The sequence below is a fragment of the Euzebya sp. genome (genome assembly GCF_964222135.1).
In the GTDB taxonomy this organism is placed as follows: domain Bacteria; phylum Actinomycetota; class Nitriliruptoria; order Euzebyales; family Euzebyaceae; genus Euzebya.
Map to the genome: position 1 here is coordinate 25,297 of NZ_CAXQBR010000025.1, position 12,572 is coordinate 37,868.

Below are 12,572 nucleotides of genomic sequence, written 5' to 3' on the forward strand. Positions count from 1 at the left end.
TCAGGAGTGGTGGCCGGCCGCCGCACCGTCGGACGCGTCATCCCGCGCGGCGCGCGGGTCGGTCCGAACGGGGTCGGCAGCGGTCGTCGCCGGTGACGGCGGGCTCGTGCCCGGCCGCAGCGGCTCGACCGTGCCGCGCAGGGCGTCGGCGACGCCGGCGGTGCTGTCGTCGACCCGTCCCTGGACGAGTCGCGTGATGACGGTGGGTGGGGCGTCGAGGCCCAGCAGGGGGTGGATGTCGTCGGCGCGGACCGCCGCGCCGCCCGCGCCGCCCGCGACGTGGTCTCCCGGGATGACCCCGGGGTGTCGGACGGTGGCGCGCACGCGGGCGCCGTCGGCGACGATGCCGACGAGCGCCGGTCGCAGGTCGGCGGTGACCAGCTCGTCCTTCTTCATCCGCTGGACCGGCAGCGGCCCGTCCGCGGGCAGGGCGTCGACGGCCTCGACCAGACCCTCGGGTGAGGGGTACGTGAGCTCCCAGAGGGAGGCCTGCAGGAGCTTGCCGAGGCGCATGTCGCCCTCGACCGCCTCCACCGCGTCGACGACGGCGATGCCGTCGGGGAAGGCGGCGTCGAGCCGCGCGGCCATGTCAGCGAGGTCGACGGGGCCGGCGAAGGTGAGCTCGCAGAACTCGGCGGTCGAGGCGAAGCCGAGGGGCAGCGCGTCGCCGAAGCTGACCTTCGGGTGCGGGCTGAACCCCTCGGAGTACGCGATGGGGAGATCGGCCTTCCGGAGGGCTCGTTCCCAGACCCTCCCGAGGTCGATGGCGCTGATGAACCGGAGCTTCCCGGCCTTCGCGAACCTAACCCGTACCCGCACTGAGGATGGGGAGGCGCCTGGAGTGCTGCTGCGAGGGCTGCGGGTGCGCGGTCTGGTTCGCGAGATCCAGGCTCGGGCACACGCCGCAGTCGTAGCAGGGCGTCCAGCGACAATCGTCGAGTTCGGATGGAGCGGCCTCGACGGCATCGCGGTAGTCCGACCACAGCCAGCCCTTGTCCAGCCCGGCGTCGAGGTTGTCCCAGGGGAACACCTCGTGCTCAGGCCGTTCGCGCTGGCAGACCCAGGCGACGTCCACGCCGACCTGTGCGGCCGCCGTGGTCCAGGCGTCGTAGTCGAACAGCTCGTCCCACCCGTCGAAGCGGGCGCCGAGCTCCCAGGCGCGCTGGATCACGTCGGCGACCCGGCGGTCGCCGCGGGCGAGGAGCCCCTCGATCTGGCCCGGGTAGGGGTCGTGGTAGCGGAGGTTGAGGTTACGGTCGCGCGCGACGCGCTGCTTGATCAGCCCGAGCTTGCGCTCGATCTCCTCGGGGGAGTCCTGCGCCGCCCACTGGAACGGGGTGTGCGGCTTCGGGACGAACCCTCCGACGGAGACCGTGACCTTGTTCTTCCGTCCGTAGGACTTGCCGATGTCGAGGACCTTCAGGCCCAGATCGGCGATCGCGATGACGTCGTCGTCGGTCTCGCTCGGGAGACCGATCATGAAGTAGAGCTTGATGTGGCGCCAGCCGGAGCTGAACGCGGTCTCCGCGGTGCGGAGCATGTCCGCCTCGGAGACCATCTTGTTGATGACCTTGCGCATCCGCTCGCTGCCGGCCTCGGGCGCGAAGGTCAGGCCGGTCCGGCGACCGTTGCGGATGAGCTCGTCCGCCAGCTCGACGTTGAACGCGTCGACGCGGGTGGAGGGGAGGGCCAGCGAGGTGGCGGTCCCCTCGTAGCTGTCGGCGAGGTCGCCGCAGAGCCCGCGGATCTCGGCGTGGTCGGCGCTCGAGAGGCTGAGCAGCCCGACCTCCTCGAACCCGGTCTCGCGGAGGCCGGCGTCGACCATCTGCTGGATGGTCGCCGAGGACCGCTCGCGCACCGGCCGGGTGATCATGCCCGCCTGGCAGAAGCGGCAGCCGCGCGTGCAGCCGCGGAAGATCTCGACGGCGTAGCGCTCGTGGACCGTCTCGGTGAGGGGGACGATCTGCTTCTTCGGGTACGGCCACTCGTCGAGGTCGGTGACGGTCCGCTTGGGGACCAGCCGGTCGGCGCCGGCGGTGGGGAACAACCCGCGCAGGCGGCCCATGGACTCGCCGTCGCGCGGTTCGAGGTACTCGGGCCGGTACCGGTCGGGCAGGTAGGCGCCGGAGATCCGGGCGATGGCGTCAAGCCGGTCCGCGCGACCGGCGACCTGGCGGAGGACCGCGTCGACCTCGAGGACGAACTCCTCGCCGTCCCCGGCGCAGGCGACGTCCACGAAGGGCGCCAGCGGCTCGGGGTTGAACGACGCGTGCCCGCCGATCATCACGATCGGGTCGTCCGGCCCGCGGTCGGCAGCGCGCAGCGGCACGCCGGCGAGGTCGAGGCAGGTCAGCAGGTTCGTGTAGCCGACCTCGGCGGAGAGGCTGAAGGCGATGACGTCGAAGCCGCCCGCCGGCCGGTGGGTCTCGAGGCTGAAGAGGGGGATCCCCTCCTCCCGCATGATGGCCTCCATGTCGGGCCACGGGGCGAACGCGCGCTCGGCGGCGGTGCCGTCGACCTCGTTCAGGACCTCGTAGAGGATCTGGATGCCCTGGTTGGGCTGCCCGATCTCGTAGGTGTCGGGGTAGCACAGCAGCCAGGACGTGGTGACCGCAGCGGGGTCCTTGACCACGATGTTGTCCTCGCCGCCGACGTACCGGGCGGGCTTGCGGACCCGCAGGAGGTGCGGTTCCAGGTCCGGCCAGACGGTCTCGGGGGCGGTTGTGGGGGAGGACATGGGGAGGTGGCTCAGTCGTGGTGGCGGGCGTGGGTCAGTCTAGCGACCCCGGGTAGCACCACAGCCGACGCGCGGTGGCCGGTCAGCGACGCGCCGAGAGGATCGCCTCCGCCCGGTCGAGGTCCGCCGGGTGGGTGATCTTCAGGTTCTCGGCGCTGCTCGCCACCCAGCGGATCTCGACGTCGGCGAACGCGTCGACGGTCTGGGCGGTGTCGACGCCGTCGAAGCCCCCGGCGATCGCCGCCGGGTACGTGCGGCGCAGGACGTGGAGGGGGAACGCCTGCGGGGTCTGCACCGCCACCAGGTCGTCGGTCGTGACCCGCCGCCCGACGGGATCGACGAGGTCGTCGGTGACGCCGACGGCGGGGATGGCACCCGCCCCGTCCCGTGCGGCCGCGATCAGGCCGGAGACGAGGTCCGGGGTGGTCAGGGGCCGGGCGGCGTCGTGCAGCAGCACCAGGGGGTCGTCCAGGTCCAGGGCGGTGACCGCCTCGATCCCCGCCCACTCGCTGGCCTGACGCGTCGCGCCGCCGTCGACGACGGCGCGGACCTTCGTGGACGCCGCGTCGGCGAGCACGGCCGCGCAGGCGCCGCGGTCCTCGGCGCAGACGACGAGCACGACGTGGTCGACGTCGGGGTGGGACTCGAACGCCGCGAGGCTGTGCGCGATCACCGGTCGTCCGCCGAGGTCGACGTATACCTTGCTGACGGGTGCGCCGAACCGCGTGCCCGAGCCGCCGGCGAGCACGACCGCGACCACGTCGCCGCTCATCCCGGCCCCCTCCCCCGCTGACTGGACCTCACGACGTGCACCGCCCGGACCCTACCCGCCGTGCCGCCGATCGTGGGGGTGGCGTCGTGGTCGTGGACGTGCCCGCCGACGCGCCGGTCCGGGTCGACGGGCTGGCGCTGACGGCCGCGCTGGCCGAGGTCGAGGACGTGCACGTCGTGGTCCTGTGGCCTGCAGCGCGATCCCGCGCCGACCTGCCCGCTGTGGTCGAGGGGGCGCGAGCCTCGGTCGCTCCCGAGGTGGCGGTGGCCGCGCTGGCGCCGGTGACCGACGCGGTCAAGCGGGTGGAGGGCGATCGCGTGGTCGAGACCGTCGACCGCTCGGCCCTCCGGCGGGTGGTCGCGCCCCTCGTCCTGCACCCCGTGACGGCCCGCCGGGCGCTGGCGGCCGCCGACGGAGGGGTCGTGAGCCCCCTCGACGGCCTGGGCTCGGGCGGGCGCGTCCTCCCCCTCCCGGGCTGACGCCCCAGGCCCCGATCCGCGCGCGCATCCCCCCGGCCCCCCGGAGGCGGTCTGTCGCCTTCGTTGCGCGCATCGGAACGAAGGCGACAGACCACGCGCGTCATGGCCACCCCCGCAGCAAGGTCTGTCAGGTTGGTTGCGCAGGTCGCAACGGACACGACAGACCCCGATCCATGCGGTCCGCCATGCGGGACGGACGCCCCTCCTGACGCCTCCGGCACGACGACGCCCCCGCCGGGGGCGGGGGCGCGTCGAGGTCGGGAGGCTCAGTCGACCGGGCTGGGTGACAAGGCCTCGCCGGACTCGGCCTTCGCGGCCAGCGACGCCGGCGGGGTGAACCGCTCGCCGTAGCGGTCCGCGAGCTCCTTCGCCCGGGCGACGAAGCCGGTGACGCCGGTGGCGTTCACGGGGTTCGTCACGCCGGCGTACCCGTCGATGAACTGGATGACGCCACCGGTCCAGGCAGGGAAGCCGATGCCGAAGATCGAGCCGATGTTGGCGTCCGGGACGGTCTCGAGGACGCCCTCGTCGAAGCACTTGACGGTCTCGAGCGCCTCGGCGAACAGCATCCGCTCCTGGATGTCCTCGAGGGGCAGGTCGGCCTCGGGGTCGACCGGGAAGTGCTCGCCGAGCTCGGCCCACAGGCCGGTGCGCGTGCCGTCGGCGTAGTCGTTGAAGCCCTTGCCGGCGGCCTTGCCCTCGCGCCCGAGCTCGACCATCTTCTTCAGGACCGCGACGCCGGGGTGGGGCTCGTACCCCTCCCCTGCCGCGGCCGCGGTCTCCTTCTCGATCTTCAACGGGAGGGTCAGGGTCAGCTCGTCGAGCAGCTGGAGCGGGCCGACGGGGTAGCCGGCCATCTCCCCGGCGCGGTTGACCTTCGCCGGGCTGACGCCCTCCCCCATCATGGCGAGGGCCTCCATCACGAAGGTCCCGATGACCCGGGAGGTGAAGAACCCGCGGCTGTCGTTGACGACGATCGGGGTCTTCTTGATCTGCTGGACGACGTCGACGGCCTTGGCGACCGCGGCGTCGGACGTCTTCTCGCCCTTGATGATCTCGACGAGGGGCATCTTGTCGACGGGGCTGAAGAAGTGGAGGCCGATGAAGTCCTCGGGCCGGTCGACGCCCTCGGCGAGCGTGGTGATCGGCAGGGTGGAGGTGTTCGAGCACAGCAGCGCGTCGTCGTCGACCACCGCCTGGGCGTCGGCGAAGACCTGGTGCTTGAGCTCGGTCGACTCGAAGACCGCCTCGATCACCAGGTCGCACCCGGCGAGGTCGGCGTAGTCGTCGGTCGGGGTGATGCGGCCGAGGATCTCGGCCTTCTTGGCCTCATCCATCTTCCCGCGGTCGACGGCCTTGGCGAGGATCCGCTCGGAGTAGGCCTTGCCCCGCTCGGCGTTCTCGACGCTGATGTCCTTCAGGACGACCTGCATGCCGGCGCGCGCGCAGGAGTAGGCGATGCCGGCGCCCATCATGCCGGCACCGAGCACGGCGACCTTCTCCGCGGTGTAGCGGTCGTAGCCGTCCGGCCGCGAGCGCCCCTGGTTGATGGCCTGCAGGTCGAAGAAGAACGCCTTGGTCATGTTCTTCGCGACCTGGCCGATGACCAGCTCGGTGAAGTAGCGGGACTCGATCTCCCACGCGCGGTCGACGGGGACCTGGGTGGACTCGACCGAGACGGCGAGGATCGCCCGCGGGGCCGGCATGGGGGCCCCCTTGAGCTGCTTGCGGAGGGTGGAGGGGATGCCGGGCAGCATCGCCGCGAACGACGGCTTGGAGGGGGTCCCGCCGGGGATCCGGTAGCCCTCGGCGTCCCACGGCTGGCTGGCCTCGGGGTTCGCCTCGATGAACCGACGGGCGGCCACCATCAGCTCGTCCTCGGAGTCGACCAGCTCGGAGATGATCCCGAGCTCGTGGGCCTTCTCGGCTGACAGGTCCTGGCCCTGCACCATCACGTTCATCAGCGCGCTGACCACGCCGAGCATCCGGGTCAGCCGCACGATCCCGCCGCCGCCGGGCAGCAGGCCCAGCTTCACCTCGGGCTGCCCGAACTTGGCGCGGGACCCCGCCACGGCGACCCGGTGGTGGCAGGCCAGCGCGATCTCGAGCCCGCCGCCGAGGGCGGTCCCGTTCAGCGCGGCCACGACGGGCACGCCGAGGGTCTCGAGGGTCCGCAGCTGCGTCTTGATCCGCATCGACTGGTCGTAGATCGCCTGCGCATCCGCCGGACCGGCGCGGTACAGGTCGCGCAGGTTCCCCCCGGCGAAGAACGTCTTCTTCGCCGACGTCAGCACGACCCCCTTCACGGACTCGCGCTCGTCCTGCAACCGCCGGACCGTCGCGTCCAACGACTCGACGAAGTCGGCGTTCATCGTGTTCGCACCGGCGTTCGGATCATCGAAGGTAAGGACGACGACCCCGTCATCCCCCTTCTCCCACCGGATCACGTTCGTGTAGTCAGACATCTCAGTTCCTTCCAAGTTCTCTCAAGAGCAGATCGCGGAGCGGGTTCAACCGCAGCGGCCGTGCGAGGCCGCGGGTGGGGACGGGTCGGGGAGGGAGGACTTGGCGAGCACGCGAACGGAGTGAGCAGCGCAAGCCCCGACCGGAACGACCCGGCACCGACCGCGGCCGGGACCAAGCACCGGCCCCGACCAACGCCGGGACCAGGCACAACCCGCAGCTACACCCGCTCCACGATCGTCGCGATCCCCATGCCCCCACCCACGCACAGCGTGGCCAGGCCGGTGGACAGGTCGCGCCGCTCGAGCTCGTCGACCAGGGTCCCGAGGATCATCGCGCCGGTCGCGCCCAGGGGGTGGCCCATGGCGATGGCGCCGCCGTTGACGTTGGTCCGCTCGTGGGGGATGCCGAGGTCGCGCATGGTCTTCAGCGCGACGGCGGCGAACGCCTCGTTGATCTCGAGCAGGTCGATGTCGTCGGCGGTCATGCCCGCCTTGGCCAGCGCCTTCTGCGACGCCGGGGTCGGGCCCGTCAGCATGATCGTCGGCTCGGAGCCGGTGACGGCGACCGACCGCACCTTCGCGCGGGCGGTGAGCCCGTTCCGCTCCCCCGCCTCCTCGCTGCCGAGCAGCACCAGGCCGGCGCCGTCGACGATGCCCGAGGAGTTCCCGGCGTGGTGGACGAAGGTGATCCGCTCGACGTGGGGGTACTTCTGCAGCGCGACCTCGTCGAAGCCGGCCATCTGCGCCTGCGCCTCGAACGACGGCCGGAGCTTCGCGAGCCCCTCCATGGTGGTCTCGGGCCGGACGTGCTCGTCGCGGTCGAGGATGGTCAGGCCGCTGTGGTCGACGACCGGGACGAGGGACTTGTCGAAGTACCCGTTGGCCTGCGCCTTGGCGGCGCGGACCTGGGACTCGAGGGCGAACGCGTCGACGTCCTCGCGGCTGAACCCCTCGATCGTGGCGATGAGGTCCGCGCCGATCCCCTGGGGGACGAAGTAGCTGTCGAAGGCCGTCGCCGGGTCCATCGCCCACGGCCCGCCGTCGGAGCCCATCGGCACGCGCGACATCGACTCGACGCCACCGGCGAGGATCAGGTCCTCCCAGCCGGAGCGGACCCGCGACGCGGCCTGGTTGACCGCCTCGAGGCCGGAGGCGCAGAAGCGGTTGAGCTGTACGCCGGCGACCGGCTCGGGCCAGCCGGCGGCGATGACCGCGGTGCGGGCGAGGTCGGCGCCCTGGTCGCCCACGGGCGACACCACGCCGGTGATGACGTCGTCGATCGTGGCGGGGTCGAGCTCGGGGTTGCGCGTCTCGAGGGCGTGCAGCAGCCCGGTCAGCAGGTCGATGGGCTTGGTCGTGTGCAGCGCACCGGACGCCTTGCCCTTGCCGCGCGGGGTGCGCAGCGCGTCGTAGATGTAGACGTCGTTCACTTCGTCCATCCCTTCTGGTGGTGTGCGAGCCGGGCTGGCGACCACCCGACGCAACGGGTGAGACACGGCCCGTCGCCCTGTCTCACCTGACCTCCGATCCTACCGTGCGGTAACAACGGACTCCAGACAGAACTGACTCGAGTCACCACCCTTCGCCCGAGACCTGGCTGCTGAACCGCTCAACCTGCACGTCGCTTGGTCGCCCCGCCGGCTCAACTGCACGTCGTCCCGTGGCCTCGCCCGCCCAACGCCACGTCGCCCCGGAGGGTCCCGGACAACGTGCGGGTCCTCCCCCGGGACCACCGGACGACGTGCAGATCCCCCGATGACCACCGGGCTACGTGCAGATCCCCGCACTCGACCACCAGGCCACGTGCGGTTCTCCCGACGAGCCACCGCACCACGTGCAGCGGCGCCGCGGAGCCGGTCTGTGATGAGACGCGTCCGGTAACCTCGTCTCACATGTCCGTGCGACCGACGCCGAACGCCATGCCAGACGGCGACCCATCCGGGACCGTGCAGGGAGACGTGGCCGTCCTGGTCGGCGACCTACTCAGCGCCGATGCGCCGGACGGCGACCGGGACGACGTCGCCGAGGCGCTGGTGCAGGCCGGTCGCGACATGATGGCGACGACGGGCATCCGTCGCCTCCGCATGGACGACGTCGCGCGGCGGGCTGGCTACGGCAGGGCGACGCTGTACCGGCGCTTCGCCACCCGCGACGACCTGGTCTGGGCCGTCGTAACGGTCGAGGTGGACCAGGCGCTCCGGCACATCGGCGCCCGGCTGCTGGCGCTGCCCACGCTGCAGGACCAGCTGGTGGAGGCCTTCGCCGGCGCCGTCGAGCACGCCAGGACGAACCGCGTGTGGCGCCGGCTGCTGGAGGTCGAGGCCGACCTCCTGCTCCCCTTCCTGACCACTGGCGGTCACAGCGCCCTCGACGTGGCGCGCCAGCTGCTGGGCCAACTGCTCACGCGCGCCCAGGCGGAGGGGGAGGTGCCCGACCTCGACGCCGCGATGGTCGTCGAGGTCATGGTCCGCACGGCGCACTCCATGGTGTTGACCTCCGCGGGCCCCGTGGACGTCGACGATCCCGTCGCGCTGCGCGCGTTCGCCCGCGCCGACCTGGTCGAACCGCTGCTGGGCCAGCCCCGGACACGACCCGCTGAACCGGAGGAGCCGACACGACCATGACCGAGATCGGGATCACGATCGGGGGGCCGCTGACGGTCCTCCCCCACCTCGCGAAGGCGGCCGAGGACCGGGGCTTCGACTCGGTGTGGGTCGCCGAGACCAGCCAGACGGCCATCATCCAGGCCGCCGTCGCCGCGCAGGCCACCGAGCGCGTCCGAGTCGGCACGAACATCGCCCTCGCGTTCCCGACCGCGCCCGCCGCCCAGGCGATGCTGGCGTGGGACCTGGCGGAGCTGTCGGGCAACCGGTTCACCCTCGGCCTGGGGAGCCAGGTGCGCCGGATCGTGGAGGACCGCTTCGGCGTCGACTTCCGCCCGGCGGCGGCTCGCATGCGCGAGTACGTCCAGGCGGTGCGGGCGGCCTGGGCGTTCCACCGGGGTGAGGACGACGCGGCCTTCGAGGGCGAGCACTACCACGTCCGCCACCCCGGCGTGACCGGCGGCGGAGCGGGCCGGGACGCGGACATCACGATCCCGATCTACGTCGCCGCGGTCGGGCCGTTGATGGTCGAGGCCGCCACGGCGGCGGCCGACGGGATCCTCGGCCACCCCTTCACCTCCGACCGCTACATCGAGACGGTCGTGCACGAACGCATCGCCGACGGGCTGGCGGCCGCCGGCCGGGACCGGAGCGACTTCACCCTCGCCCAGGGCGTGATGATCGCCGTGAGCGAGGACGGCCAGCAGGCCCGGGAGTGGTGCAAGCAGCAGATCGCCTTCTACGGCACGACCCCGAACTACAAGGGCGTGTTCGACTCCTACGGCGACGGGCACCTGACCGACGAGCTCCGCGCGGTGTTCGCCCGCGACAAGCGGGACGTCGATGCGCTGCGAGCTGCGGTGCCCGACGAGGCCGTCGACCGCTACGCCGTCGCCGGCACCCCCGACGAGGTCCGGGACCGGTTCGACTCGATGGCCCACCTCGCCGACCACTGGATCATCGGGGGTCCCTGGTACCGGATGGGCATGGAGGCGATGGGCGCGAACGTGATGGCGACGCTGGAGGCGCTGGGCCGCTGAGCCCGCCCGACCCCCGGCTCAGGTCGTGTAGCGCCGCATGTGGACGTTCTCGAGCAGCCCCACGAGGACCCACGAGGTGATCAGGCTGGTGCCGCCGTAGGAGATGAACGGCAGCGGCAGCCCGGTCACCGGCATGATCCCGATGGCCATCCCGACGTTGATGAACATCTGGAACGCGAAGACGCTGATCACGCCGGCGGCGATCAGGGTGCCGAACATGTCCCGGCTGAGCGCGGCGATCCGCAGGGACCGCCAGAGCAGCAGGCCGAAGAGGATGAGGACCAGCATCGACCCGACGAAGCCGGTCTGCTCGCCGACGACGGTGAAGATGAAGTCGGTCTGGCTCTCGGGGACGAAGCCCGACAGCGTCTGGGACCCGCTGCCGAGGCCCTGGCCGAAGAACCGGCCCGAGCCGACGGCGATCTGGGCCTGCACCACGTTGTAGCCCGCGCCGAGCGCGTCGATGTTCTCCGGGTCGAGGAACGCGGTCAGCCGGTCGAGCTGGTACTCCTTCACGATCCCGAGCTGGAGGGCCGCGACGCAGGCGGCGATCGACCCGGCGACCAGCGCCAACATGTACCGCAGGTGCACGCCGGCCATGAGCAGGACGCCGGCAACGATCACCGCGAACACGATGAACGTCCCGAAGTCCGGCTGGAGCAGGATCAGCAGCATCGGGAACAGCGCGAAGGCGAGGGCCTCCACCAGCGCCCGCATGCCGAGGGCCTCCTCCCGGTACTCGTGGAAGTGCGCGGCCAGCACCAGGATGATCGCGATCTTCGCGAACTCCGCCGGCTGGAACTGCAGCGGTCCGATGCGGAACCACGCCTGGGCGCCGTTGACCTCGGCCCCGATCCCGGGGATCAGCACGGCGACCAGCAGGACGAGGGCCACGCCGTAGGCCACCACCGACCAGGCCCGGAAGTTCCGGTAGTCGAACAGGGTGGTGACCGCACCGGCGGCCAGACCGAGGAGGAAGGCGATGACCTGCCGCTCGACGTAGACGTTGCCCGACCCCTCCACCACGGCCGGGTCGTTCGCCGTCGCGCCCCCCACCATGACGAAGCCGACGATGGTGAGCAGCAGTGCGGAGACGAGCAGCACCCAGTCGATGTGGCCGGCGGGGCTGAACGCACCCGCCCAGCGGCGCTGGATCGACTCGCGGACCAGCCGGTCGCTGCGCTCGGCCATGTTGAGACCGCTCACGTGCTGACGTCCATCATTCCGTGAACTCCCCGGCCTCGAGCTCGACCTGCTGGTTCGTCAGGCCGGCGAATATCTGGGCGACGATCGGCGCGGCGATGCCCGATCCGCTGCCGCCCTCTTCCACGAACGACACGACCACGTAGGTCTGGCCGCCGATCGGCTCGAGGTTGTACCCCCCGAACCAGGCGTACGGCTGGCGGGGCTTGTTCTCCGCGGTCCCCGTCTTGCCGGCGATCGGGATCGTGAGGTCGCTGAAGGGCCGGTAGGCGGTCCCGTCCTCGTCCTGGGTCACCATCCGGAGGCCCTGCTCGATGAAGGCGAGGTCCTCGCTCGACACGGGGACGCTGTGCAGCTCGGTCGGCTCGTTCACGAGGACCGGCTGGTCGCTCGAGTCGAACACCGCCCGCACGACGTGGGGTTGCATGACCGGCCCGCGGTTGGCGACCGCGGCGAACATGTTGGCGACCTGGAGGGGGCTCATCTGCAGGTCGCCCTGCCCGATGGACATGTTCACCAGGTCCCCACCGCGCCACAGCCAGCCCTCGTTGCACAGCTCGGTGTACAGCTGGGAGGCGTAGCTGCCGGGCGCGGCCGCCTGAGCCTGCACGCAGTAGTTCTCCTTCGCGTCGAGCCAGTAGTCGAAGCGCCACTCGCGGCCCGGGACGACCCCGTCGCGCTCCCCCGGCAGATCGATGCCGGTGGGCGAGTCCAGGCCGAACTCGCGGCTCATCTCCGACATGTACTCGAAGGGGATCTCGGGCGCCTCACCGGACTCGATGGCCTCGTACGCGCGCTCGTTGTACCCCTCCCCCGCCTCGGTGCTGGCCTCGGCGCCGAACATCTGGCGGGCCAGGGCGTAGTAGACGGTGTCGCAGGACCGCATGAGGGCCTCGGCGATGTTGAGGGACCCCTCATCTTCCGGGTGCCAGTTGTTGTAGGTGTTGCCACCCCACTCGTAGCTGCCCGGGCAGGCGATGTAGTCGTCCTGCTCGACGAACTCGTAGGCGAGGGCCGCCGCGGACGACACGATCTTGTAGACCGACCCGGGCGGGTAGGTGCCGGCGATCACCCGGTTGATCAGCGGGAAGTGGCTCTCCTCCGCCTGGAGCCAGTCCCAGTAGTCCTGGCTGACGCCGCCGACGAACTGCTCGGGTTCGAACGTCGGGTAGGACGCCATCGCGACGACCTCGCCGGTGTCGGCGTCCAGCACGAGGGCCGCGCCAGCGGGCGCCTCGAAGGTGCCCCCTCGGCCGACGCCGCTCTCGCTGTC

Annotated in this window: 10 protein-coding genes; 3 read left to right on the forward strand and 7 right to left on the reverse strand. The window is 71.6% G+C overall.

The window, feature by feature from the left end:
* The 3 genes from ACEQ2X_RS06670 to ACEQ2X_RS06680 all read right to left on the reverse strand — a co-directional run bounded on the left by ACEQ2X_RS06670 (position 1) and on the right by ACEQ2X_RS06680 (position 3,509).
* The gene (locus tag ACEQ2X_RS06670) at positions 1–819 is read right to left on the reverse strand and encodes a TIGR03936 family radical SAM-associated protein (RefSeq protein ID WP_370325014.1); all 819 of its coding nucleotides are present in this window, start codon (positions 817–819) and stop codon (positions 1–3) included.
* Positions 803–2,737: a TIGR03960 family B12-binding radical SAM protein gene (locus tag ACEQ2X_RS06675; protein WP_370325015.1), complete on the reverse strand. Its 1,935-nt coding sequence runs from the start codon at positions 2,735–2,737 to the stop codon at positions 803–805. Before ACEQ2X_RS06675 ends, ACEQ2X_RS06670 begins: the two co-directional genes overlap by 17 nt.
* Positions 2,738–2,819: 82 nt before the next feature.
* On the reverse strand, positions 2,820–3,509 hold the full coding sequence (locus ACEQ2X_RS06680) for a 2-C-methyl-D-erythritol 4-phosphate cytidylyltransferase (RefSeq protein WP_370325016.1): 690 nt from the start codon (positions 3,507–3,509) through the stop codon (positions 2,820–2,822).
* A 92-nt stretch (positions 3,510–3,601) separates the two neighbouring features.
* On the opposite strand from ACEQ2X_RS06680, the gene ACEQ2X_RS06685 reads away from it, so the two are divergent.
* The gene (locus ACEQ2X_RS06685; protein ID WP_370325017.1) at positions 3,602–3,988 is read left to right on the forward strand and encodes a 2-C-methyl-D-erythritol 4-phosphate cytidylyltransferase; all 387 of its coding nucleotides are present in this window, start codon (positions 3,602–3,604) and stop codon (positions 3,986–3,988) included.
* A 266-nt stretch (positions 3,989–4,254) separates the two neighbouring features.
* Here ACEQ2X_RS06685 and ACEQ2X_RS06690 read toward each other — a convergent pair whose 3' ends face one another.
* Positions 4,255–6,453 carry a 3-hydroxyacyl-CoA dehydrogenase NAD-binding domain-containing protein gene (locus tag ACEQ2X_RS06690; protein WP_370325018.1) on the reverse strand — a complete coding sequence of 733 codons (2,199 nt, stop codon included), beginning with the start codon at positions 6,451–6,453 and terminating at the stop codon, positions 4,255–4,257.
* Between the two features lie 218 nt (positions 6,454–6,671).
* Positions 6,672–7,892 carry an acetyl-CoA C-acetyltransferase gene (locus ACEQ2X_RS06695; RefSeq protein WP_370325019.1) on the reverse strand — a complete coding sequence of 407 codons (1,221 nt, stop codon included), beginning with the start codon at positions 7,890–7,892 and terminating at the stop codon, positions 6,672–6,674.
* Between the two features lie 453 nt (positions 7,893–8,345).
* Between ACEQ2X_RS06695 and ACEQ2X_RS06700 the strand changes: the two genes are divergently transcribed.
* Together ACEQ2X_RS06700 and ACEQ2X_RS06705 are read left to right on the forward strand one after the other, a co-directional pair.
* Positions 8,346–9,077: a TetR/AcrR family transcriptional regulator gene (locus ACEQ2X_RS06700; RefSeq protein WP_370325020.1), complete on the forward strand. Its 732-nt coding sequence runs from the start codon at positions 8,346–8,348 to the stop codon at positions 9,075–9,077.
* On the forward strand, positions 9,074–10,096 hold the full coding sequence (locus tag ACEQ2X_RS06705; RefSeq protein ID WP_370325021.1) for an LLM class flavin-dependent oxidoreductase: 1,023 nt from the start codon (positions 9,074–9,076) through the stop codon (positions 10,094–10,096). Before ACEQ2X_RS06700 ends, ACEQ2X_RS06705 begins: the two co-directional genes overlap by 4 nt.
* An 18-nt stretch (positions 10,097–10,114) precedes the next feature.
* Here ACEQ2X_RS06705 and rodA read toward each other — a convergent pair whose 3' ends face one another.
* On the reverse strand, positions 10,115–11,302 hold the full coding sequence (gene rodA / locus ACEQ2X_RS06710) for a rod shape-determining protein RodA (protein WP_370325022.1): 1,188 nt from the start codon (positions 11,300–11,302) through the stop codon (positions 10,115–10,117).
* 13 nt (positions 11,303–11,315) lie between these two features.
* The coding region (locus ACEQ2X_RS06715) for a penicillin-binding transpeptidase domain-containing protein (RefSeq protein ID WP_370325023.1) at positions 11,316–12,572 on the reverse strand (1,257 nt) is incomplete at its 5' end.